Raw genomic sequence first — 24,948 nt, 5'->3', positions numbered from 1 at the left:
AAACAATTTAACTGACCAGTAATATTTTCAAAATAAATCTATTTTATATCTGCCTTATGAATAGTACTGTTTGTAATAAAATATTTCAAAAAGCAATCAATGATTATCATCTTATCAATGTCGTTGATTGTGTTATTAATAATCCATTCCCTGCAAATACATTAGATGAATTGCTTTATCTCAAATGCTGGATAGATACGGTACAATGGCATATGGAGGATATAGTACGTAATCCGGATATTAGCCCGGATGAAGGTTTAAACTGGAAACGCAGAATTGATATTTCTAACCAGCAGCGTACCGATGTAGTTGAATTTATTGATAGCTATTTACTGGACAAGTTTAAAGAGGTTAAACCTTTAGAGAGTGCAAAGATAAATTCAGAAAGTCCTGCCTGGGTCATAGACAGGCTATCAATCCTCGCTTTAAAAATTTATCATATGAAGGAGGAGACAAGACGGGATGGTGCCTGCGAAGAACATCAGAAAAACTGCCTGGAAAAACTGAAAGTGCTATTGCTTCAGCAGACGGATCTTTGTAAGAGTTTAGATGAACTGATCGATGACATCAGCATTGGTGTAAAGTACATGAAAGTCTATAAACAAATGAAAATGTATAATGACCCCAGTCTGAATCCAGTTTTGTATAATGCAGGGAAGTAACGCAGAAAAAGATAATGCAATGATAAAATCATAGACTTTGACTTTTTCTGAGTTCAGAAGGATTTTGTTTGGTAGCATTTTTAAAAAACCTGCTAAAATGCCCTGCATCTGAGAAACCTAATTCGTAGGCGATTTCTTTGCTGGACTTATTGGTATATAAAAATAACCTTTTGGCTTCAGTAATAATCCTGCCCTGTATAATTTCTGAAGGAGTGCTGTAGTTAAAATGAGCAAACACATTGGAAAGTGTTTTAGGCGATTTATTTAATAATCCGGCATAAAACTGAACCTGATGCTCCTTTTTATAGTGATACTCTACCAATAAATTGAATTGTCTGATCAGGTCAAATTTATCTTCTTCATAGACCTTATCACTTAAGTACTGTTCCTTAGCCAGCCTTGTGGTAATGATCACAAGGTGTTTGACAAGAATTTGAAGCATATCAGTCTGAATAGTGTCCCTGGTTTTAAATTCTTCCATAAACATCTGGAGTAACAGCTCCAATTTTTTAACGTAGTTCTCATCTAACTTTAAAAATAAGTTTCCGCTAAAACCAGAAAACAAAAGCCCAAGACAACTGAGTTCAAAGTTATTATCAACTAAACAATAAAAATCACGGGTATAATGCCAGATTGTGATTTGTTCTGCACGCTCAAATTTAAATACCTGATTGGCTACCAGAGGGATAATACTAAACTGCGGAAAAACATAGGCAACACCATTAATGATTACCTGCTGATTCTCCTGCAGGTTCAGCGCTATAGTCAGGAAATCTCCTGCTTCAGTCTTTTCCCTGAATGAACTGATTTCAGATACCTCCTGATGGCTAAAAAAAAGCGTTCCCTGGGTCTTATTAGAGGTGTGAGTTAAATACATAGGTGCAGTAATGATAATGGATCATTTTTTACAAATATACACAGGTTTCTCCTGATCGCTGTCTTTAGGATAAATAGGCAATACTTCAGGAAAATTATCCATTTTTTCATCAGTTGCAAAACATCAATTTTGAATTATCAAAAGGCAATATTGCTACAATGATTAAACACTATAAATTCTCTGACAATGAAAACTATTAAATTGTTACTAAGCGCTCTATTAATTGTACTGGCATCGGCAGGTACCTATGCCCAACAGTCAGCAACATCTAAACCAACTATTATTTTTGTCCACGGTATCTGGGCAGACGGCTCTTCGTGGGCTGCACAGATTACAGCACTTCAATCAAAGGGCTATCCGGTTATTTCCGTTCAAAACCCAATCACTTCACTGGCTGATGATGTTTCAGCTACCAAAAGAGCAATTCAACAGGCAAAAGGTAAGGTAATCCTGGTGGGCCATTCCTGGGGAGGGTTTGTAATTACGCAGGCAGGTAATGATCCAAAAGTTGCTGGCCTGGTTTATGTAGCCGCCCTTGTACCAGATTTGGGAGAAACGCTTCCATCTTTATCCGCTAAAGGACCGGCTGTAACACTGAGTAATTATTTTGAACCCTCAGGTGATTTTATCTACTTATCTGAAGCAGGCGTGAAATCGGTTTTTGCACAGGACCTGAGCCCTAAACAACAAGGCCTTATTTTCGCTACTCAAACTCCTGCTTCTAAGACTGTGTTTGGCGATCAAAGTGGAGAACCTGCATGGAAAACTAAACCAAGCTGGTACATCGTTGCTAAAAGTGACCGTGCCATCAGTCCGGTATTGGAACGCTTCATGGCTAAAAGGAGCAATGCCAAAACTACTGAAATTGACGCAAGCCATGTAGTTATGGTTTCTCATGCAGATAAAGTATTAGCAGTTATTGAAGAAGCAGCTAAAACTGCAAAATAAATTACAACATATTGCCATCTTTAAAAATCCGGGATGCCATATATGGCCCCCCGGATTTAAGAGCGGAAATTTAAATTTTAAAAGGTTGAGAACTTGTAAATAGAAGTCGATTTATAAGTTTGACCTGGGTTAAGTACAGTTGAAGGAAATGAAGACTGATTTGGAGAATCTGGAAAGTGCTGGGTTTCCAACGCTAATGCCGTTCTGAAATCATCTCTTGAACCACCTTTAAAGATGTTCTTACCCTGCATCACATTACCACTATAAAATTGTAACCCGGGCTCCGTAGTATAGATATCCATGACGATACCAGATCTATCGCCTTTAACAGTAGCCGCATGGAACATGCCCATTCCTTTGGTTTTATTCAATACGAAGTTATGATCGTAACCTTTACCATAACCTAATTGTTCATTTTTATCATCGATCCTGGCTCCTATGGCGAATGGTTTAGAGAAATCGAATGGGGTTCGGGCTACTTTTTCGATCTTACCCGTTGGGATTAAAGTAGAATCAACCGGGGTATACCCATCCGCATAGATCTGTAATTGATGATCTAGAATTTTCCCGCTTCCTTCTCCATTCAAATTAAAGAAAGCATGATTGGTTAAGTTCACCACGGTTGGCCTGTCAGTTGTGGCTTGATAATCCATTTTTAATTCATTTTCGTCTGTTAATGTATAAGTGACTTTAACGGTTAAATTACCAGGAAAACCTTCTTCCATATCTTTTGATACATACTGAAATTCTACGGTATTTGCGTTCGGTTGTTTTGCATCCCACACGACATACTGATAGCCTTTTTTACCTCCGTGCAGGGTATTCTGACCATTGTTGGTGAACAATGTATACTGTTTACCATCCAGACTGAATTTACCTTTGGCAATGCGGTTACCATAACGACCGATAGTTGCCCCAAAATAAGGTTCTGTAGATTTTTCGTACGCATTCACGCTATTAAAACCGACCACTACGTCTGTTAATTTACCAGCTTTATCGGGAATCAGCAAACTAACCAGCCTCCCCCCGTAATTGGTAAATACAGCTTCTGCATGTTTAGCATTTTTCAAGGTATAAAGCCCAGTTTGCTGCCCGTCGGTAGTTCTTGTAAAAGAATCTGCCGAAAGTTTAACCGTTTGCGTGCTATCTGCGATTACTGACGCCGGTTTGGTCTGTGAATTACAGGAGGCAAAAATTGTCCCTGCCATGGCTATAACACTGATATAAATAATCTTCATAATCTTTTATTATTTGATGGTGGTCTTGCCTGACACTTGATCAGGACAAGACACACCAAATAAATTTATTTTTTATTTACGATGTAACTTATAATCCAGGAGTTTAATTGCAAAACCTCCTACTACGCTTCTTGCCTGGAAACCAACTTGTTTACCATCTGTAGTTTCATACCAGTCACTTAGCGGAACCCTGCTTGCTGTTTCTGTAGCAAACTTATATATCGGGTCTATAAACTTCTCAAAATCTGCAGGACTATCTGCTAAAGTTGCTGTCCACATAATCCAATCTGATTTAGTATAAGTGCGGCGGCTATCGAGCGGTAACCCAAAAGCATTTTGTTTAGTCAGATAATACCTGATTTCTTTCTTAAATACGTCCACTGGAAAGATATCCATGTCCAATACTTTATCCCAAACCAGGTTATATTTCTGGCTCCAGGTATTTTTCCGGTCAAAAGTTAAGGCGTAATGATCTCCGTCATTTGCCATTTCCATCCATTTAATTGCCATTTGCTTCGCCATCGTATGATATTTCTCAGCCTCAGCTGTCATCCCCAGTTTGTCTGCAAGCATTCCATATCCCCCTAAAGCAACAATTGCTTTAACGGATAAGTTTGCATTGCGGGCCATATGTCCTGCAAAATCATCCGTACAAAGCTGATTGGCCGGATCAAACCCTTCTTTGCTTAAGTAATCTGCCCATACAGAAAGTGTTTTCCAATGTTTTTTAGCGTAATCTGCATTCCCTTCTACCTTTGCAATCGCTGCCGTAAGGATAATCATGTTACCTGCTTCTTCGACAGGCATGTCTTCTCCATAGGTCTGTCCGTTTGCTAAAGGATACGTTCCCAGATCATGTGAAGGAAATGGTTTTTTCCATTTGCCGCTTTCACTGTAATGAAAGATTCCGTTCATCATTCCTTTTAGCAAATCAGGGTTATAGACAAGATATAGCGGCGCCGAAGGATAAGTGATATCTACGGTATTGATAGACCCATTACTGAAATTTTCTTTAGACATAAAAAGGAGATCCCCTTGCGGGCTCTCTACCAATTTATGTGCAGCAATAGACTGACGATAAGAAAGATCTGAAAGTTCAGCATATTTTATCCCTCCCGCTTTTAAGTTATCGGCGTGAAATCTCTGATCAAAGTCATTGCATTTTTTCAGCACAGCTGCATATTCTGTATGAGCTAATTCCAACTGTTTTTCTATAGTCTGATTATTTTTTCTGTTCCACCAGGCTTTTAGGTTCTGACCAAAGTACTGCACTGCGTATAAATCATCATAGCCTATTAAAATATGTTTTTCGACTGGCGATGTGCCAATCTGATTAAAAGGCAATACGGTAGAAAGCATTAGTTTTTTACCTTCTGTACTGGTTTTGCCAGTTGTACGGCCTGTTGTAAATGAAGTTAAAGCTTCATCTGCCGGACCAGCGTATTGTTTCGCCCGGGTATTCTCTGATACAGCTACATATAAATAGCCCCAGTCGATGCGGACATCGTCACCCTGTTTTTTTAACACGGCCTGTTCTTTGGTACCTGCTTTTAAAACAGACAACTGTCCTGTTTTATACTGTTTAGCAGTCACTTCCTGAAATTCCGTATTAACAGCTAAACCTGTACTTGCTCCGAAATAAACTTCAGCATTATGCTTTTTACCGTCTTTAGATTTTACTTTAAAGGATACATAAGAAACAGGGCGGGATAATAAATCGAGCTCATTCATCAGCAGTGGTGAAGTGAAGTCCAGATCCAGATTTACATTTCCACAATCAAAGCTGTAAGAGGTTTGAGTAGCAGTTAATGCTATTTTTGTCTGTTTAGCCAGCAAAACATTCGGGGTACCCGCCGTAGGTTTATCATAAACCAATCCTGCATCCAGCCATTGACCACCCACATTATTTCTCACGTGAACAGCCAGTAAGTTCTGCCCTTTTTTCAAAAGTTTAGTATCTACCGGCACATAGATAAATTTGCCATTGAAACATTCACAGGCAAAAATCCGGGTTCCGTTTAGATAAACTTCGACATCATCATCGTTCATCAGTTTAAGTTTCAACCCTTTAAAATCTGTTTGTTCTAAATTAAAAGTCCGGCGCATCCACAGATCTTTAGTTCTCCACTGGGTGGTGGCAGCACCATCTCCAAAAGGTGCTGTTCCTGTTTTCCAGCCAGTTTCTTTAAATCCTGCCTGGTTCCAGCCCTTAGCAGGTTCTGACTCCACATATTTTGCCGTATAGGCTTTTTCATCTGAAGCTGGCAGTATCGTCTGGAAACTTTCTTCCTGTCCACCGAGAAAGCGGTAAACTTTGCCGTCTACTTTTAATAAACCGGTGAGAGACTGATTTGCCCCCGTCCAGTGTTTGGTAGCTGAAGTATTTAATCCGTCTGTAAATGACCATACACTAAAATAAGGATCGTGTGTTAGCAGTGGATATGCCGGCGCAATACGCTGCTGCTGAACTGAGGAATGCTGTTGCTGAGCTGAAGCTTTGAACATCAGGCCTGCTAAAGCTAAAGAGATAAATAATCGTTTCATGCTATGTATGTTGTTATACTATAATTAAGGGGCTGGTATTAAATAAAGTTTATCGTTTACGCGTTTTAGTTCTTCTACGGGCATTTTAATTACCTTTCTGTCGTAAGTCATAAAGCCATTTATTTCTCCTTCTACGTCTGTTGTCTGTGTATAAACCGCAGCAGACAATCCTAATGGGATTAATTCTTCTATCCTTTTAGTGAAGGATGCATATTTACTGAACAGGTCACCAGCATTTTTGAAAGACTGGTATCCCCAGTTATTTTTTTGCTGCCAGGTATGGCCGTCAACGGGTAAACCTAATCCACCAAACTCACCCAGAACGAGTATCTGCTTTTGGCCAAACAAATCTGGTCTTGGCATAGCCGGGTGCGGATAATTGTGCAGATCTACGATATGTCCGGTAGTATAAAAATTGCCTCCGCTTGCACTGTTGACTATTCTGGAAGGGTCTTTTTTCATTGTCCATTCTGTAATTTCAACAGTTTTAAACTGACCCCAGGCTTCATTAAAGGGTACCCAAACTACAATTGAAGGGAAATTATGTAAACTGTTCATAATCACCTCCCATTCTTTGCGGTAATATCCTTCAGATTCTGCCGTTCTGTTTTGATCTGTAGCACGGTCAAGTATTCCAGGGTTGTTTTCCCAACCATTGCCCAGATCGCCACTTGGCATGTCCTGCCATAGTAACATCCCAATTTTGTCGCAATAGTTATAATACCTTGCCGGCTCAACTTTAATGTGTTTACGAATCATGTTAAAACCCATTTTTTTAAGTTCGTCAATGTCATATACCATAGCTTCTTCAGTAGGCGCTGTATATAAACCGTCCGGCCACCAGCCCTGATCGAGCGGGCCGTATTGAAATACAAATTTGTTGTTCAGCAGCATCCGTTGAATACCTTTGGAATCAGGCCCCATAGAGATTTTACGCATGGCGAAATAACTTTTTATTTCATCTACAGGTTTTCCATTCCGCAAGAGTGTGATTTTCAGATTATATAGGAACGGATGCTCCGGAGACCATAACTTTTCATTTTTAACCGAAATCTCAGCCGTCGCATTCACAGCTATCTTTTCTTCGGCCACTACAGTATTCCCATCTAATATACTGATTTTCAACTGGTCCCCCGGCTGGTTATTTTGAACAGCAGCACTTACCGAAATACGGTGTGCATCAATATCTGGTGTCTGTTTAGTAGATAGAATATATGATTTTGGTACAGTTTCCAGCCAAACAGTTTGCCAGATACCCGTTACTGGTGTATACCAGATACTTTCAGGTTTTCTAACCTGTTTACCTCTTGGCTGAGGGCCCTGATCGGTCGGGTCCCATACCCGCACTTTAATTTCCTGTTTATTCCCTTTTTTGAGGAAGGAAGTAATGTTCAACGAAAAAGGATCAAAACCGCCTTCGTGTTTACCAGCACTTTTGCCATTGACAAAAATCTCTGCCTGCCAGTCTACTGCCCCAAAATGAAGCAGCACGTCTTTGTCATTCGCAGATGCAGGTACTGTAATGGTATTTTTATACCACAATACACTGTCTTTACCTACTGTTTTACCAACTCCTGATAACGCAGATTCTACAGCAAATGGTACCAGAATATTGCCCTGGTATTTAGCAGGTTCCTGCTCGTGTTTCGGTATAATGGCATACTCCCAAAGCCCGTTCAGATTTTTCCAGTTATTATTGCGCACAAGCTGCGGCCTCGGATATTCCGGCAAAGGGGCAGCCGGGTTTACCTTTTCTGCCCATGGAGAAACAATCCTGTCTTTAATTAATGTCCATTTTGTCTGCTGTGCATTTGCAGAATAGCCCAATATTAAGAGCATTGTTCCCGTTAAAATTTTCTTCATCATCTTATTAATTTGTGGTTACAATTGGTATTTCGTGGTTTACATTTGATATGCTTTGATTATAACTGGATTTTTTGAAGAGGTGAAAAGATCATGTCCTCCACCCCCTCTATTTTTACCCCTATACGGGCGAAAACATAATTCTGAACCGGAACAATAGCCGGAACACTGACTTTAAGCATTAAGGCAGTGGGGTCTGTGATAGCCCCTCCGGATACTACAGAACTGACAATATTGTCTGAACCTGAAACAAACTGGGTTTTATTCACGTATAAATTAACACGCTCAATATTTTTAGCTGTATTCCCCGTAATGATCTGATCGACACGGAATGTGGCAGTCAGGTCTGTTCCGGATACTTTATAAACCGCATTCCTGATCAGATAATAAGGAACCGCCTGTAAGTCCAGTGTCTGATTCCCACTCACTGTCACTGCTAAAGTATCATTGACCCCGGCTGTATTCTGGTGCCATTTAAAAGGCCCTTGCCCGTCTGGGATAATCAGTTGATAATTGCCATCAAACAAAAGCGCAGAATAACTTCCATCCTGAGCAAAACTTGCCTTAATCGCGCCATTTTTTCCAAAACCAGGCTGATAAAATTCCAGGGGGACACGGTCATATTCCAATCCGATTTCTTCATTGTTATAGAGAATCCTGCCTTTCAAACTAGTGGAAGGTGACTGGTAATTATCTTTTTTACAGGAGAAAACCGGCAGGAAGAATAACAGGATATATATAGGTTTTAACTTCATAATTGCACTATTTAATAGCCAGGTTTACTGGTTTGGTTGTTTAACAATTTTTGGATTTGCAGATAAAATATCATTACCAATATTTGAATAATAATTACCCATCTGGAACATATTTGCCCCCGTAACTACCGAAGGCAGCACTTCTTTAAACAGCCATTTACCATGATTCGGGTTTCCAGGGTTGTAGTACTTATAAGGCCATAGTCCATAAGGCTGGGTATTTTTCTTGGTAGATAGTCCAATATCACTTACCAATTGATTTACAGACATTTTACTGCCGTCCCAAACCACATGCGCCAAACGCCATCTTTTCATATCATATAAAGTATGTCCTTCAAAAACCAGTTCTACCCTCCGCTCATGAACAATCTGATCGAATGTAACCCCCTGTATAGCTTTGGTCAGGCCGGCCCTGACACGAACCTGATTGATGTAACCATCGGCAACACCGCCCATACCCAGCTCAAAGGCAGCTTCGGCAGCATTCAATAAAACTTCTGCATAACGGTAACGGATAAAAGCGACATCACTCTGTCTTCCTCTTCTTCCGGAACCTACCTGCGGATCTAAATATTTACGGATATAAAACCCGGTTTGCGACCTGAACTCCTGTCCATTAACCGGCCCGTCTTTCCCAACTACCTGAACTGCAACATCAGTTCCTGGTAATTTAGCAAGGTGACTGGCATCATCACTTGTTAAAATACTGCCATCAGCCAATTGATAACCAGCCCAGATGTCAACATTCTTCCCTTTAAACGCCCCGTTAGGCAGTAAAATAGTTCCCGCCAGCCTGGCATCTCTGCCAGCAAAAGCATCCAGCTGATTGGTATAATATATAGGGTTACCCTGTCCGTCTTTTGTCGCGATAGGCGCATAAGTATTGTCCAGTTTTTCAAAAGCCTGTACCAGGTTTAAAGAAGGGTTAATACGTCCGGCATCCAAACCTTCGTCAGAAATAGAGAATGGCTGGTCGCTGGTGGTAAAACCATGGACCTTAGCAGAGTTCACTTTAAAGTCTTCAATAAAAATAGATTCCTGATTAACACTGCTTTTATCCAGAAAGACTGCCGCAAAGTTTTCTGAAAGATCAGGTAAGACTTTGTACAGCTGATAAGAGCCAGCCTGCCCCTTAATGATTTCTTCTGCTGCTGCCAGGGCTTTCTGATAATAACCGCCAGCCATGCCGGAAGGTATACCTATTTCTGCTCCGGGTAAAGTAACCTGCGGGGTTTTAAAACCATATTTGGCAATAGACCCGGCATATAAAGCTGCCCGTGCTTCCATTGCCAGTGCCGCTCCTTTAGATGCTCTTGATTTCTGGTTCACATCGGCAGGTAATATGTTTTTTATCGCCTCAGCCTCACTGATCACAAAATCATAGACTGCCGATTCTTTTGATCTGGGAACTTGTAAATTGGTTACATTTCCTGAATAATCGTATTGCATTGGCTCTGTAATTAAGGGTACTCCCCCCATCCGTTTGGCCAGCTCAAAATAAAAATTTGCTCTTAGAAAACGTGCTTCGGCAATAAATCTGGCCTTATCTGAATCACTAAGTTTAGTCGCGGCAGTTGCCCGTTTGATGAAAAGATTCATGTCACGGATATACCCATAATCCCAGTTACCCCATTCTCCATAACCCCAGCCTGTACGCTGAACGATATTATAACTTCCATTTTCAGAAGGAAAAGCTTCACTAAAATCAACGAATGAGCGCCACCCATCTCCATCCAGACTTGAGAAATCAAGTTGCCGGTTATACAAATCTCCCAGAACAGAAAGTACCAGCGCCGGGTCTGAGAATGCAATTTCTTCGGGAATAATTTGTTTAGGAGGTACATCTAAAAATGCACTGTCTTTTTTACAGGCCCCGCTCAGTAAAAGGGCAGTAAAGGTGAGTACTGTATATATCTTCTTCATCATGTTATTAAAAAGTTAAATTGAGACCTATGTTAACCACTTTATTTTGTGGGAATTGAAGACCGTTATCGTCTGCAACTTCGGGGTCAACGTTATACTGTTTCATATTATCAATAGAGAACAGGTTGTATCCGTTTACATAGAATCTTGCCCGTTTTATCTTGATTTTAGCCAACATGGCAGCTGGTAAAGTATAACCAAATTCTATTGTTCTTGCCCGGATATATCTGACACTATGCAGCCAGAAGGTAGAGTTATGATTGTAATTGCTATGCCCGCCTTCATTATAGCGGTTTGCAGGATATTTACCCGGAATCCATTCACTGTTCACATCAAACGGATCGGCACGGTGCCATCTGTCTTCGAAAATTGTATTTAGGTTACCATTGTTCTGAAAGGCCCATCTGGTCTCATAATTCTGGAACCAGGTATAACCAGCCCCTCCGGAAAAGTCTGCGTGAAAATCAAAAGACTTATAGCTTACCCCAAAACTTAAACCAAAATTAATATTGGGCTGTTTCCCATAACCGAAGCCAATTGGCCGCTCATCGTATTCGTCAATTTTACCATCACCGTTCTGATCCTGATAGATCAAATCACCAGGTAAAAGAGTTCTGTTACCTTTACCATCAATATTTACAGGATAATTGTTGATTTGTTCCTGAGAAGTAAACTGACCAATAGCTATATAGCCCCAATCTATATTTTTATACCTGTTTTCGGACGAGTTGCGGTATTTGTCCCAGGAATTATAGAATAAAGGATTATAGGAGTCCAGGCTTTTAGACCTGGTATAGGAGAAATTACCCCCGATGTTAAAATTAACCTGTCCTACCTTGCTGCTATAGTTTAAAGAGATCTCCTGACCATATTGTGCATCGCTGTTTACGTTCTCATCCGGTAGTTTGTAGCCCAGTTCAACAGGAACAATGATATCATTTCTTCCCCCCAGTAAACCGGTACGTTTTCTGTAAAAATAATCTATCGTACCTGTTAGCTTATTGCCGAACATACTGAAGTCTGCACCTGCATTAAAGGTTTTACTCTTCAGCCAGGATATCCTGTTTAAGGGAATCCCCTTATCTCTGGAAACAATTATCGGGTTTCCATCCAGAATGACTGTTCCCTGGTTATAATTGTAGCCTGGAAGATAAGCATAAGGAGGTACGATAGACTGATTCGGATCATTTGGGTTCCGGTCATCTCCAAGTATGCCGTAAGAAGCACGGAATTTCAGATCGCCCAGGATCTTTTTATCTCCCAGAATATTTTTCATGAACCCCTCTTCTGTAATTCTCCAGCCCGCAGAAACGCCAGGAAAATAACCTACACGTTTATCAGGTGCAAATAAGTAAGAGGCATCCCTCCTTGCAGAAGCTTCCAGATAATACTTGCTGTTATAATTGTAATTTAACCTGGCAATATAACCGATACGTGCTTCGCCATCATCGGCGTCATCATATCTATCAGCAGTTGGAAAATAAATTAAAGGCAGGTTATTTGAAATTGGTGAAGAATGTATATAATTCCGCTGATGCTTCAGGTTAATCCTTTCCGCAACCAGTGTAGCACCTACACTGTGTTTACCAAAAGTGTTGTTATAATTTAATTGTCCCTGAACAGTCGTCGCAAATTCTTTTTTCTGTTCACGTTCCCGGTACGGATTATTACTGCCACCTGTAATATCGTAAGCACCAGTTGCAGGGCGATAAGTATAAGTGCTGTAAGTATACTCATGATTGTTGAGTACATAATCTGCGAGATAATAAGAATACACGGCTTTAGCAACCAGCCCTTTCACACCTGGAATCTGGTATTCTGCATTAAAGTTGGTTTGTAAAACACGCCAGTCATTGCGGTATACCCCTGAAAGTTTCTTATTTAAAAAGGCATAGTTAGTTTCCGTATGCCCGATATCATTCAGATAATTAGGGTTATCATTCGCATATGGACGCTCCAGAGGGTTGTTCCGCAATACCGCTAAACGTGCCAGTAAATAATCATCTGTACCTGGCACACCAGGATTCTCACGGCTTTCAATTCTTCCGTTAATGTTCACACCGACTTTAAGACCATTTGCTACAGTTGCTGTAATGTTAGACTGAATATTGGTCCGTTTAAATTCATACTCTTTTCCAAGTACAGAATTCTGATACAGATTGGTCGCAGAAACATAATAACTCATTTTATCAGTCCCCCCGGTAAAGTTTACGTTAAGCGAATTCTGAGGGGCATTGTTATTACTTTTCAATATATAATCGCGCCAGTCGAAGCTCCTGTAGGCAGGATCTGTTCCGGCTTTATACTTCTCGAGTTCTGCCGGAGTAATGCTTGTACTCCCGTTAGAGTTAATTTCTGCCTCCGCTTTATAACGCATATAATCGTAAGAGGTACGTACTACATCGGGAAACCTGGACCAGTTCTGAAAACCCAGGTAAGCATCTACATTGATGCGGCTTTCACCAGTTGTCCCCTTTTTAGTGGTCACAACCACTACCCCATTGGCTGCACGTACTCCATAAATAGCAGCAGAAGCGTCTTTTAACACTGAAATACTTTCAATGTCGTTGGGTGCAATGTTGTTAAACTGCTGTTCCTCCTGTTGAATACCGTCAATCACATACAGCGGACGTCCCATGTTACGGATTTGTATACTGGCACTTGCTCCGGGACGACCGTCTGTCATCCGGAAAGTAACTCCCGGAATCTTTCCTGCCAGCGCTGTACTTACCGTAGAGCCTCCATGTACCCGCTCGATGTCCTTGCTGGTTACAGAAGAAATTGCGCCGGTAATGGATTCTCTTTTTTGCGAACCGAATCCTGTAACCACAATTTCCTGCAGGTCATTGTTAAAATCCTTTAGTTTAACGGTGAGTTCGCTTTGTCCGTTTAAAGGGACTTCGGCAGTGACGTATCCGATGTAAGCGAATACTAAAACGGCATTTTTATCCGGGACAGTCAATTTAAATTTCCCGTTTGCATCTGACATTCCGCCGATTTTCGTGTTTTTAATTTTTACGGTGACACCGATCAGTGTCTGTCCTTTCTCGTCCGTTACGATTCCGCTTACGTTGCTGGTTTGTGCGGTACTGGCCAGAGAGAAAAGGAGGAAAATGCAAAAGGTAAAAGCTTTAAGCAGATACTGCTTTAAGCGCACACTTCTGCAATAAGCAGGTAAACTTTTTTCCATAAAGATTTATATTTGGTTAGGTTTCCCCGGCTAAATAGCTCGTTCAATCCGGGATTGCTCAAATATTAGTTTTTTAGCTTTTGGTTGTTGCACGCGTTTGTATCAATAATTCTTCAATTTGTCTCTATTTTTTTGTTCGGTAAGGACATAAAAGGTTTGTTATAAAATCGATTCAGCTTTATAATTATTGATATATTTGAGATAACGATCAAACCAAATTGAGAATTCTAACCTTATTCTTCTTATTGCTATGTGCCACAGTTTTGCAGGCACAGCCTTATTACTTTAAACATTACCAGGTAGAGAATGCCCTGTCCAATAATAGCGTGTTTTGCAGTACTCAGGATCGCAGTGGTTTTATGTGGATGGGTACAAAGGACGGACTGAACAGGTTTGACGGTTATTCTTTCAAAACTTACCGGCATGATCCTGCCAATCAGAAAAGTTTGGGCAGTGATAAGGTCTATTCTTTACTTAGTGACAAACCAGCCAGTTTATGGGTAGGTACAGATCGGGGCTTATATCATTACAACGCAGTTAATGAATCTTTCACACTGGTTAAGGAAACGAAAGACAGGAGCATAAGTGTACTCTCTCCCGATCATGAAGGTAATTTATGGATGCTTTCTTCGGGTAAAGTATATATTTATGAGCCGGTTCAGAAAAGGTTTTCTGTGGTAGTACTTCAAAAATCTTTTGTGCCAACCTATATTTACTGCCGTCCAAACGGTGAAATCCTGGTGAGTAGTCCAAATGGTTATATCGGCAGATACGACAAGACATCCCGGACTTTTAAAAATCTTGATTTACAGGGACAAAAAAAGAGAACAGAAATAGGCTGGATCTCTGCGATCGAAGAAACGAGTGACCAGCAGCTCATTATCGGAACTGTAAACCAGGGAATCAAACTATTCGATCTTAAAACAAATTTGCTGAAAGATCTGATCGTGATGAACAAGGACAAAACCAACATTTTTGTTCGGACTATAAAAAAATTGAATGATCAGGAGTATTGGATCGGTACAGAATCCGGTCTGTATATTTATAATCATCAAAGTCAGAAACTGATTCACCTGCAAAAACAAAACAGCAATCCCTATTCCCTGTCTGACAATGCGATTTACTCTCTTTGCCGGGATACAGATGGAGGAATGTGGGCCGGGACTTATTTTGGCGGCATGAATTATTATGCTGCCCAGTCTTCCATTTTCACCAAATACTTTCCCACACAGCAGAAAAATTCTATTAGTGGAAATGACGTCAGGGAAATCTGTAAAGACCAGAATGGCAATTTATGGATCGGAACCGAAGATGCGGGATTGAATAAATTGACTCCCGGAAGCGGAAAATTCAGCTCTTATTTCCCGGATGGCAGTAAAAATACAATTGCTCATTATAACATTCATGGTTTACTTACCGATGGCAATAAGCTTTGGATCGGTACTTTTGAACATGGGCTGGATGTCATGAACATCAATACCGGACTGATTACCAAACACTATCATGTGCGTAAGGGAAGTTTACTACGGTCAGATTTCATTTTGAGTTTATATAAAACCAGGGCCGGCGATCTGATGATTGCAACTACAGCAGGTATTTATACCTATAACAGCAAAAAAGATGATTTTGAGCCTGTACCTGGTTTACCTTTTCTATTCTTTAATAATCTAAGAGAAGATGCGGACGGAACTATATGGGCAGGAAGTTTTAATGATGGACTTTTCAGCTTCAAACCCGGGAACAGCAGTTATAAAAATTACAGAAATGATAGTCAGGACGGTAATAGCCTACCGAATAATACGGTAAATTGTATTTTTCAGGATAGCAAAAAGAATCTGTGGATTACTACAGATGGTGGTGGCTTATCTCTTTTCGACAAAAAAACAGGCGGTTTCAAATCCTATACAGTAAAGGACGGAATGCCAGCTAACTTCCTTTTTAATATGCTGGAAGATGATCAATATAAATTATGGATCAGCAGTACGCGCGGACTAATCTGTTTTGATCCGCTTCAAAGGACAGTTAAAGTTTATACAAAAACAGATGGCCTGCTTACTGATCAGTTCAATTATAGCTCTGCTTATAAGGATACGGATGGCAGAATGTATTTCGGAAGTTTAAAAGGCTTAATCAGTTTTCTACCAAATCAACTGAAGACCAATGCTAAAACTGCTCCTCTATTTTTAACAGGCTTTAAAATTGACAACGCTGCAAGCCAGCAAAAAAAAGAAGATACACTGCTGCAACAATCTATTTTGTATACCCGCCGGATTATCCTGAATAACAATCAGTCTTCATTTAATATTGATTTTGCTGCATTAAGCTATTTTTCTCCGGAAAAAACTGAATATGCTTATAAAATAAGTGGATTGTATAATGATTGGCAATATTTGAAGACTAACCGGAAAATATACTTTACAAAACTTGCTCCGGGAGAATATGTGTTTGAAGCGAAAGCAATGATCCAGGGTAGTAATGAATGGAGTAAAAACAATATTAAACTGTTTATTGTTGTGCTTCCGCCATTTTGGAAAAGTCCGGTTGCCTGTTTCATCTATGCATTGCTGCTGATTGGTTTAACCGCTTTGCTCATCACACAATATCATAAAGCGACCCAGCGTAAAAATAACAGGCGTATGGAAATCTTTGAGCATAAAAAAGAGAAAGAGATCTACCAGGCAAAAATCGAATTTTTCACTAATGTGGCGCACGAAATACGAACGCCGCTCACATTGATTAAAGGACCAATGGAGAAAATGATCAAAGCTGCGGAAGAAGTTCCGGCACTGGAGAAAAATCTGAAGATTATGGATCGCAATACTGATCGTTTGCTGAACCTGACCAATCAGCTCCTGGATTTCAGAAAAACAGAGATCCATGGTTTTTCTTTAAATTTTGTTAAAGCAAATATTTCTGAAATTCTTCACGATGTAAATTTGCAGTTCCTGCTTGCTGCTGAGCAGAAAGAGCTTATTTATGAGACGCTTCTACCCATAGAGCCCCTCTATGCTTATATCGATCTGGAAGCTTTCTATAAAATAATGAGCAATTTGGTGGATAATGCTATCAAATATGGGAAGCACATTGTAAAGGTGACGCTTACCGTAAATAAACAGGAGGATCAGTTTATGATACGTATCCTGAATGATGGAAATAAAATTACACCGGAACTGAAACATAAGATTTTTGAACCTTTTTTCAGGACAAAAGAGGCCGAAATGAAACAAGGAACCGGCATCGGTCTCTCTATTGCAAAATCACTTGCCGAGCTGCATAAAGGTTCTCTTAAATTAGAAGAAACAGATACTGATTATAATATATTGGTAGCCACATTCCCCATTCATCAAATGATAGAGTTCAACTTAAAAGGAAAATGGAAAAAGATTTAAACTTTACAATAGATACAGCACCTGGTATCCAGGAGAAACCTGTTATTCTTCTGGTTGATGATCATGAAGAGATTCTTGATTTCATAGCGGATGACCTGAGCGAAAAGTTCAAAGTCCTGATTGCCTCTAATGGTATTGAAGGGCTTACTATTTTAGAGAAAGAAATTGTACACCTGGTGATCAGCGATGTAATGATGCCCGAAATGGACGGTTTTGAATTTTGCCGGAGGATCAAATCAGGAATAGAATTCAGCCATATCCCAGTCATCCTGCTGACAGCCAAAAACAGCCTGCAATCAAAAATACAGGGATTAGAACTCGGTGCGGATGTTTATATTGAAAAGCCATTTTCTCCAGAATTTTTACAGGTACAGGCTGCTAGTTTAATTGCTAACCGTAATAAAATTAAAGCTTATTTTTCAAGCTCTCCACTGCTCCATATTAAGAGCCTTGCCTATTCCAAGGCAGATGAGCTATTTTTAAAAAAAATACAGGTAATTATAGATCAAGCGATTAGTAACCCTCAATTAGATGTAGATCTTTTGACCTCTCATATGAATATGAGCAGACCCACGCTGTACCGGAAAATAAAATCTATTTCAAATCTTTCTCCGAACGAACTTATCAACCTGGCCAGATTAAAAAGAGCAGCTGAATTACTCAATGAGGGCATTCTTAAAATCTACGAGATCGCAGAAATGGTTGGCTATAGTTCTCAAACTCATTTTGGTAGAATTTTCGCCAAACAGTTTGGAATGTCCCCGACTGATTATGCGGCAAGTATGCATGCAAATCAGAAAAAGAAGATTTAAGTGGTTAACATCACTACAAAAAGCATAGTCCCTTCTGCAGTGATGTTTAGAGCCGAATTATCAGTGGTCAGCTGTTTATGTGCTTTAGCTGCCGCAGGACCTTGCTCCTGTTAAACTGCTAAAGTTACTTTAAGGTCTGGGAATATCATCGGCTGAAATATTTTTTGATTCCCGGATAAGCTGAAAGAGATGATCAGGACGCACAACCACATAGTCTGCATTAAGAGAACCGGCCACATTCTTAAAACTTGTTGGAGTCACATTAGTCCAGGGCTGTGCTTGTATGATTACAAAACGCGGCGAGTTTCTATCCCACCCCGCAGCCGCAGAGGCAATGTGATTCTTCATCGCCTGTTCATCATTGCAATAGTTACAGGAAAGTGCCATTCCAGGCAGGCTATTATTGTAAATGGTCAGTCCGCCACCTGTATTCTGACCTGTTAATCCAAGTAATGTTGGCGCATAACTGGCAAAGGCCTGTCCCACATTCTGATTGATCCCGCCAGTGATTGTGTTCCAGATCGTAATGACCCGCAAACCGGCCCGTTTATTATAATCTTCAGTTTTGGTTACAAACTGATTCAACAAACTTTGATTAGTCCAGCTGTTAGGGTAGGTATAACCATAACCCGAAGGACCTGAAATGAGGTTATCATTATTAGTTGAGGTCTGCCAAAAATAATTGAGTGCCCCGGGCATAGCATCCAGCATGGCAGGTGATAAAGTCCATCCTATGGGAACTGAACCGCGGTCAGGATTAGACCAAAGCTTACGCATCAGGTGTTCGACATATTGTAAATTGTCACCATCACTTAAAATGAAGGCCACATAAATTTTGTTTTGTAATGCAGGTTTTGGAGGTATCGGTTTAATATTCACCGTTCTGGATGTACCGCTATGTACCGTCAGGTTAGTACACCAATCACTTGCAATGGTAGTTAACCCATATTTAGACGCTCTTTCTACACCTGCAGCTTCTTCAGGCCACCATCCCATAAAGTTCGAACCAGCAGGCATCGAAGACAGAAAGCTGTTTAACAATTCACTTTCACCAGCGATGTCCGGATCGAGCCAGACCACAGCTGCGCCCAATGCTGTCGCGTATTCCCGCAGCGCGGCTTTATGTGCATCAGGGTTTAGTCCTATTAATAATCTATGGTCAAGGGTCGGCCAATAAGTATTGTATAAAGTCTGGTAGACCTGCAGTTTACTGCTGAACTGTCCGCGCATATCAACCAGAACAGGTAAATTGTATGGAGCAGACGTTAACCTTGATAAGAGCAATGGCGAGACGATAAGGGCGCCTTTGCTTTTTGCCAGCATCGTTGCCAGGTTGACGGTGTGTATCTGTGCAGGATCATAAACGATTAATCCAGCTATTTCATTGCGGTATTTAGTAATCAGGTCCCACTTATCTGCGGGCTCAGACCAGCTTAAACCTAAAGATTCGAGCCAGGTATGCGGTCCTTCGGCAAATGCGTCACCTTCATAGGAGAAAATACGGGGCTTTGTTTTGTTAATGATCCCTTTTAAAGAAGCAAACAGGTACATTTCTGCAGAAGAACTATTCTGCTGTACACTCATCCAATCCACTTTGATATAACTGGCCCCCCGCCAGAATACACGTAACTCGATAGATTGATTATCTGCTGGCATCGTAAAAGGCAGCTTAAAACTGGTATAGTCTGAGGCTATAGCAAATTGCTGACGGGTAATGGTCTGTGCCGCAAGAATCTGACCGGTTGTTGCATTGACGACATCGATGTCCACCACAGGATCATTATTGACAGTATTGTTATCAATCTTCATTCGAAACTCTGCTAAGTTAGGACCCGCAGGTATAGTTTTATCATAAGGACCGTAAACCATATGAAGATTTGGAAGGTCAATCCCGGTTTGACAAAGCCAGCCGTCTGTTTCAGGTCTTCCGGTTTTATGACTGATAGCCGGGCCTTCGGCTTCCCAGCGGGAAGATGTTTCGCGAAGCGTAATTAAGTCCTGAGTTTGTGCCGGCGCAGCAAAAGATGGAAGAAGCTGACTGGCAGGCCAGGTGATCTGAGCCATTGAAGGCAGAGTGTAAAACTGGAGTAAAAACAGTATTGTTACCACAATTCCAGTTAATTTAAACGATTTAGCCATAGGTAAGAGTTTAATTTATAAAGGTTTAATATTTGGTTTTATACTGGAAGTTATCGTATTTATTTAGTCCATCCAAAAGGTTTGAAAAATAACGTGATAAAAAAGAGATATTCACTAACGAAAATTTTTATCCGAACCAACCTGAAAAAAATTAATCGACGGACGAAAAAACATCCGAAAAATTCAATACGGCTCACTGATAAATATATAAATTGGGATACTGCCTTAGTAGCAGACACAGAGCTGGTTAGACCAGAAGAAGAAGGGAGGAAAGATTTATGGTGGTGCAAGAAGGGACGAATTAAAACATAATTCTACCTCGCCCCTACTCACATCAAAAATAAAACATATGAAATTTTATGGCTTTTAAAGCTATAATGACCTATAGGTCTTCTAAAAGCCTTTTATCATCTTTCCCATTTACACAAAGTCCTGCCCTCTCTTTTAGCTTTATCCAGATTAATTTTCAGAAGTTTAAACTGGCAATTTTTTAACCCCCGGCAATCCTGTTTATAATGGTATTTTTTTGAGATACCACTGTTACAGATGTAAACAGTTTTTGTGGCTGAGAAATTTGTGTTAATGATGATAAAGAGTAAGAGTGTTTTCATTATTTTAAATTAATAGTTTATCTACAGTTTGATGCAATTGACTTCTATAGTCATAAATTTCATCCAGACTTTTAAGCTGTTTTTTCTCCCCTGTATCCTTTCCATTTTGAAAGGTCTCCAGATATTTATTGGCGGTATTAAAGTGGAGGCGGCAGATTGGTTTACGGTTATTATTATCAAGTAATACGCCGAAATACGATTGGGTATCTCTGGCCGCAATTCTGTTAGCCGGAATTTTTTCTCTTAAAATTGCCTTAACAATCTGGAAAGCTTCCAACTCCTCTTCGGTAGTAATAATTTTAGATTCATCCTGATTTTCATCAACAGTATTTGTTTTAATATCTTCTTGTTTTTCAATCTTCTCGTTAATGCTAAGTGCTGATTTTAAACGATAGCTTATCGACTCATTAATTGAAATAGTTAATGCTTTTTTTGCATATTCTTTAAAAGCGATCATCCGGTTTGCTGTTAAAGGTTTATCAAAAAAACGGTTAACCAATAGCTTAACAATTTCATCAGATGGGTTATCAATTTCTTTCTCAAATTCATTACGGATGGCCTTAATGTATTTGAGTCCTTCTGCAGAATCAAGGATACTTTCTAAACTGTATTGATTCTTGGTAAAGCTTTCCAGAATTTTGATTGAGTTATCTTTCAGGTTTTCCAGATCAATGGTTAGAAAGGGCTTCTCATCCATAATATTTGGCTTCTCCAGATCGGCATAGAAGTTATAAATAGTACCGTTCGTTAAGACACCAAATCTTGCTTTTGAAACATGATAATAACGGTGAAGTTGTGAGTTGTGTGCATCGGCATTTTCTTTCCAGTGCTTACATTCAAAAATCAGGATAGGCTCATTATTGTTACGAATAACATAATCTACCTTTTCGCCCTTTTTAGTCCCTATATCACAAATATGCTCTGGAATTACCTCCGTCGGATTAAAAATATCGTAACCTAAAATTTGAATGAAAGGCATAACGAATGCATTTTTCGTTGCCTCCTCTGTGTTAATCTGATCTTTTAATCCGACTACTCTTTGATGAAGTTGCTCTAATTTAAGTTTGAGATCCATTTTCCTGTATTTATAATTTGAATTGTTTTCATCAAAAGTAGGCAGACCAGGACCATGAATCTTACGGGAAACCGTAAGCCTTGATTATTTAATGAAATGCATTTTGAAGATTTTCAATGATTTATGAATACCCTACCTGGTATGGCACAAATTCGAGCAGATCTTACAGCCATTTGTAATAAGATATTTATTTTTTGCTGTAGCTACAGCACCAATACAAGAAGAAAATTCACCCAGATAGGTTCTATTGTCAACCTTCGGCAGATAGATGCAGTCTTCAGCATGGACTTCATGATCACCGTTGCCCTGGGCATTTTTATTTACATAGTACTTTTTCATAATCCAATTTTTAATGAATAGATATGACAAAAGTATCCAGGCAGAAAGTCTTTATATTACGGATAGCCGTAAAGCAATTATTTTTTATCGTGCTAAACAGAATTAAATAATCTTTTTATCCTTACAATAAGCAACCAGTTGCTCATTGCTGGAAATATTCAATATTGTTTTAATTGCGTTTAACCGCTTTTCAACACTACTTAAACCGGATGGTTTAATGTTATTTTCCTGCAGATAACATGGGATATTTTTTTGTGGCATTCCGCTACAAAGTAATTTGATAATCTCGATATCAAAAGCTTTAAAATCATAAGAATTCTCTACTCTTTTATTACGCATCAAACCGGCAGAACGATATTTTTTATTGCCCGAAACTGCATCTATTGCTTTCCTGAGATCTTCTGCATCATGACGGGCTTTACGCACATAAGCATCAATGCCATGCTCATCAAACAATTCATCTACCATGCTGATATTATTTTCAAGGGAGAAAACAATAATTTTTAAACCGGGCTGCAACTGCCTCACAGCTTTGATAAGCTCCCGGCCTCCGGTAATCTGTTGCTTGTTTGTGTCTTCATCAAAAGAAAGATCAGTAATCAATAAGTCAAAGGGATCTCCCTGACGCATGGCTGCCTGTAGAAGCGCTAAGGCATCATCACAATAATATCTAAATTCTTTCTGGACTGTACCAAGGTCGTCCAGGGTTTTGCGCACGGAAATATTAACGTGTTCGTGGTCTTCTGCTATAAGTACTTTTTTGAACATTCTTCTTAAATTTTTACGAAAAGGGGAATGAGAGCTGAATTTGAAGTTCTTTCTCTTGTATATTGTCAAATGTAATAGTACCCCGGATACTTTTTATACGGTTTTCCGTATTCGTTAAACCGTTTTTCTTGCTGGTATTATTCAACCCGATCCCATTATCCGAGTAAGAGATATTCATCATACCTTCATTCCGGCTAAATTTTAAAACCACAGTATCTGCTTTACTATGTTTTTTCATATTAGTCATTAACTCTTGTATAATATAAAAAACTTCAGCCTTTGCTTCAGTACTTACATCTTCCCATAACTCTTCTTCATTTCCAATAATAAAAACCGCTATGGTTTCACAAGAATAGGATTTTAGCATTTTTGAAAGGTCCTGATCATAGCTTTTTCCTGTATCTAATTCTTTGCTGTCGTAAGAAATATCTCTGGAAATATTATAGAGGACTTCCAGTTTATCCAGCAAAATGTCTCTATCAAATTTTGGCGTATTTTCTACTTCTGACAACAGCTGATAGACTTTATTAGCAACCCGGTCATGAATTTTCTTGACGTACTTAATCTCTGTATTTTTGACTTCTATTTCTTTTTCCTGCTGAAGCCCTTTTTTTCTTTTCCTATACCACCAGTAGCCACCCAGTAAGAATAAAACAAGGATGCCAAGGGCAAAGTTCTTCCTTAGAATGTTATTCTGTTTCTGAATATTTTCAGACTGAGCTTTTAAAAAGTCTGCTTTATGCTTCTCTGTTTCATAACGAATAAGCGCAAATTGGTTTCTGGCTGTACTGCGTGCATTTTGGACACTGTCATTCAGCTTCTGGTAGGTTACAAAATATTGCCGGGCTTTAGACGGACTCAACTTAATTAATCTTCTAAGAGCCCCTAATCTATTATCAGCACTATTTACTCTGGTAGAAACCTCATACATTTTATGCGCATAAAGTAAGGAAGAGTCGGTTACTTTTTTTGCATAAAAATCAGAAAGATGTGAATAGCTGGAATTCAGATCCACGAGATCTTTTTCTTCTTCACGAATATGTAATGCCTTTAAATAATCAGGTAAAGGATTATAGCCGGGGTCTTGCTGCCATTTGGTCGAAGAGATGTTAGTCAATGCCCTGGCATATTCCTTTTTATTTTTAGTGCCACTTTTTAAGATATGATTGTATATTTTCAAAGCGGCTTTATAATCCCCGATCTTCTGATAGATTGTAGCTTTATTATTTAAATAAAGGCGGGCATCTAAAGAACCTTTTGAAAATTTAATTGCGGCGTCATAAAATTTTAATGCATCTGTGTAATTCTCCAGCATGGATGTTGAAATTCCAAGATTATTATAGTTGGAGTGAATGTAAAAGTATTGATCTTCCTTTTTCTCGTCGAAATAAGAGATCGCACTCAGAGAAAGTTCCTGGGCCCCGAAATAATCATCTTTATTTGCGGAGATAATTCCCATGTTGACTAAACACTTCCCTGCACTCAGGGTATCTTTTTGCTGCAGGAACAAATCTTTAGCTTTATTGAAGTAAAGGAAGGCACTGTCAGGCATCTTTTTTTCCCGGAATTCAAAGGCCTGATCATAGAATAAATTATCTTCCTTCTTTTCTTTTTCGGAATGGTCTTTACAGGAATAAAAAAGCAGGATAAGAAACGAGAGCGAACAGATATATTTCAAGAGCTTATTTTTATCCAAAATAAAGAAAAAATTTAGCGCTTTTATCAAAAAAATACTATTATATATATTAACGAAAAGGAATTGATCAATTAATAACGAAAACTGATAAGTTTTCCGGATAATAAAGATAGCGTGGA

16 protein-coding genes are annotated in these 24,948 nt (G+C 39.4%); 4 read left to right on the top strand and 12 right to left on the bottom strand.

The genetic code is table 11. From position 1 onward, the window contains the following. Positions 1-56: 56 nt before the first annotated feature. Positions 57-662, top strand: coding sequence for a DUF4254 domain-containing protein (locus tag HDE68_RS04630; RefSeq protein WP_183879368.1), 606 nt, complete (start codon positions 57-59; stop codon positions 660-662). Between the two features lie 28 nt (positions 663-690). Here the strand turns inward: HDE68_RS04630 and HDE68_RS04625 are convergent, their stop codons facing one another. Beyond that, positions 691-1,539 (bottom strand): helix-turn-helix domain-containing protein, encoded by an 849-nt coding sequence (locus tag HDE68_RS04625; protein ID WP_183879366.1) that lies wholly within the window; start codon positions 1,537-1,539, stop codon positions 691-693. A 186-nt stretch (positions 1,540-1,725) separates the two neighbouring features. Between HDE68_RS04625 and HDE68_RS04620 the strand changes: the two genes are divergently transcribed. Then, complete coding sequence (locus HDE68_RS04620; RefSeq protein ID WP_183879364.1) at positions 1,726-2,487, top strand: alpha/beta hydrolase; 762 nt, start codon at positions 1,726-1,728, stop codon at positions 2,485-2,487. 77 nt (positions 2,488-2,564) lie between these two features. Here the strand turns inward: HDE68_RS04620 and HDE68_RS04615 are convergent, their stop codons facing one another. From HDE68_RS04615 to HDE68_RS04590, 6 genes are all read right to left on the bottom strand, one after another. Further along, complete coding sequence (locus tag HDE68_RS04615) at positions 2,565-3,725, bottom strand: aldose epimerase family protein (protein WP_183879362.1); 1,161 nt, start codon at positions 3,723-3,725, stop codon at positions 2,565-2,567. Positions 3,726-3,797: 72 nt separating this feature from the next. Further along, positions 3,798-6,269, bottom strand: coding sequence for a glutaminase family protein (locus HDE68_RS04610; protein WP_183879360.1), 2,472 nt, complete (start codon positions 6,267-6,269; stop codon positions 3,798-3,800). Between the two features lie 24 nt (positions 6,270-6,293). Beyond that, a complete protein-coding gene (locus HDE68_RS04605; protein ID WP_317617683.1) occupies positions 6,294-8,135 on the bottom strand; it encodes a glycoside hydrolase family 2 protein in 1,842 nt (613 codons plus the stop codon). Positions 8,136-8,191: 56 nt separating this feature from the next. After that, positions 8,192-8,887 (bottom strand): DUF3823 domain-containing protein, encoded by a 696-nt coding sequence (locus HDE68_RS04600; RefSeq protein WP_183879358.1) that lies wholly within the window; start codon positions 8,885-8,887, stop codon positions 8,192-8,194. Positions 8,888-8,911: 24 nt separating this feature from the next. Beyond that, positions 8,912-10,813 carry a RagB/SusD family nutrient uptake outer membrane protein gene (locus tag HDE68_RS04595; RefSeq protein ID WP_260171610.1) on the bottom strand — a complete coding sequence of 634 codons (1,902 nt, stop codon included), beginning with the start codon at positions 10,811-10,813 and terminating at the stop codon, positions 8,912-8,914. 4 nt (positions 10,814-10,817) lie between these two features. Further along, positions 10,818-14,000: a SusC/RagA family TonB-linked outer membrane protein gene (locus HDE68_RS04590; RefSeq protein ID WP_183879356.1), complete on the bottom strand. Its 3,183-nt coding sequence runs from the start codon at positions 13,998-14,000 to the stop codon at positions 10,818-10,820. Positions 14,001-14,218: 218 nt separating this feature from the next. On the opposite strand from HDE68_RS04590, the gene HDE68_RS04585 reads away from it, so the two are divergent. Together HDE68_RS04585 and HDE68_RS04580 are read left to right on the top strand one after the other, a co-directional pair. Beyond that, the gene (locus HDE68_RS04585) at positions 14,219-17,389 is read left to right on the top strand and encodes a two-component regulator propeller domain-containing protein (RefSeq protein WP_183879354.1); all 3,171 of its coding nucleotides are present in this window, start codon (positions 14,219-14,221) and stop codon (positions 17,387-17,389) included. Continuing rightward, positions 17,374-18,201, top strand: a complete 828-nt coding sequence (locus HDE68_RS04580; protein WP_183879353.1) for a response regulator — start codon at positions 17,374-17,376, stop codon at positions 18,199-18,201. Before HDE68_RS04585 ends, HDE68_RS04580 begins: the two co-directional genes overlap by 16 nt. A 129-nt stretch (positions 18,202-18,330) precedes the next feature. Here HDE68_RS04580 and HDE68_RS04575 read toward each other — a convergent pair whose 3' ends face one another. The 5 genes from HDE68_RS04575 to HDE68_RS04555 form a co-directional block, all read right to left on the bottom strand. Next, the gene (locus tag HDE68_RS04575; protein WP_183879352.1) at positions 18,331-20,340 is read right to left on the bottom strand and encodes a GxGYxYP domain-containing protein; all 2,010 of its coding nucleotides are present in this window, start codon (positions 20,338-20,340) and stop codon (positions 18,331-18,333) included. A 615-nt stretch (positions 20,341-20,955) separates the two neighbouring features. After that, positions 20,956-22,026 (bottom strand): type I restriction endonuclease, encoded by a 1,071-nt coding sequence (locus HDE68_RS04570; protein ID WP_183879351.1) that lies wholly within the window; start codon positions 22,024-22,026, stop codon positions 20,956-20,958. A 132-nt stretch (positions 22,027-22,158) separates the two neighbouring features. After that, complete coding sequence (locus HDE68_RS04565) at positions 22,159-22,365, bottom strand: hypothetical protein (protein WP_183879350.1); 207 nt, start codon at positions 22,363-22,365, stop codon at positions 22,159-22,161. Positions 22,366-22,467: 102 nt separating this feature from the next. Beyond that, positions 22,468-23,133, bottom strand: a complete 666-nt coding sequence (locus HDE68_RS04560; protein ID WP_183879349.1) for a response regulator — start codon at positions 23,131-23,133, stop codon at positions 22,468-22,470. Between the two features lie 13 nt (positions 23,134-23,146). Then, the gene (locus HDE68_RS04555; RefSeq protein ID WP_183879348.1) at positions 23,147-24,811 is read right to left on the bottom strand and encodes a tetratricopeptide repeat protein; all 1,665 of its coding nucleotides are present in this window, start codon (positions 24,809-24,811) and stop codon (positions 23,147-23,149) included. Positions 24,812-24,948 lie beyond the last annotated feature (137 nt).

The organism is Pedobacter cryoconitis (assembly GCF_014200605.1).
GTDB classification, from domain to species: domain Bacteria; phylum Bacteroidota; class Bacteroidia; order Sphingobacteriales; family Sphingobacteriaceae; genus Pedobacter; species Pedobacter cryoconitis_B.
This window is presented reverse-complemented; position numbering and strand designations above follow the sequence as displayed.

Excerpts from the sequence above, each read along its gene's own strand:
- HDE68_RS04610 (WP_183879360.1), bottom strand. The coding sequence starts at position 6,269 with ATGAAACGATTATTTATCTCTTTAGCTTTAGCAGGCCTGATGTTCAAA.
- HDE68_RS04575 (WP_183879352.1), bottom strand. The coding sequence starts at position 20,340 with ATGGCTAAATCGTTTAAATTAACTGGAATTGTGGTAACAATACTGTTT.
- HDE68_RS04615 (WP_183879362.1), bottom strand. The coding sequence starts at position 3,725 with ATGAAGATTATTTATATCAGTGTTATAGCCATGGCAGGGACAATTTTT.
- HDE68_RS04605 (WP_317617683.1), bottom strand. The coding sequence starts at position 8,135 with ATGATGAAGAAAATTTTAACGGGAACAATGCTCTTAATATTGGGCTAT.
- HDE68_RS04625 (WP_183879366.1), bottom strand. The coding sequence starts at position 1,539 with ATGTATTTAACTCACACCTCTAATAAGACCCAGGGAACGCTTTTTTTT.
- HDE68_RS04590 (WP_183879356.1), bottom strand. The coding sequence starts at position 14,000 with ATGGAAAAAAGTTTACCTGCTTATTGCAGAAGTGTGCGCTTAAAGCAG.
- HDE68_RS04600 (WP_183879358.1), bottom strand. The coding sequence starts at position 8,887 with ATGAAGTTAAAACCTATATATATCCTGTTATTCTTCCTGCCGGTTTTC.
- HDE68_RS04595 (WP_260171610.1), bottom strand. The coding sequence starts at position 10,813 with ATGATGAAGAAGATATATACAGTACTCACCTTTACTGCCCTTTTACTG.
- HDE68_RS04560 (WP_183879349.1), bottom strand. The coding sequence starts at position 23,133 with ATGTTCAAAAAAGTACTTATAGCAGAAGACCACGAACACGTTAATATT.
- HDE68_RS04565 (WP_183879350.1), bottom strand. The coding sequence starts at position 22,365 with ATGAAAAAGTACTATGTAAATAAAAATGCCCAGGGCAACGGTGATCAT.
- HDE68_RS04580 (WP_183879353.1), top strand. The coding sequence starts at position 17,374 with ATGGAAAAAGATTTAAACTTTACAATAGATACAGCACCTGGTATCCAG.
- HDE68_RS04570 (WP_183879351.1), bottom strand. The coding sequence starts at position 22,026 with ATGGATCTCAAACTTAAATTAGAGCAACTTCATCAAAGAGTAGTCGGA.
- HDE68_RS04630 (WP_183879368.1), top strand. The coding sequence starts at position 57 with ATGAATAGTACTGTTTGTAATAAAATATTTCAAAAAGCAATCAATGAT.
- HDE68_RS04620 (WP_183879364.1), top strand. The coding sequence starts at position 1,726 with ATGAAAACTATTAAATTGTTACTAAGCGCTCTATTAATTGTACTGGCA.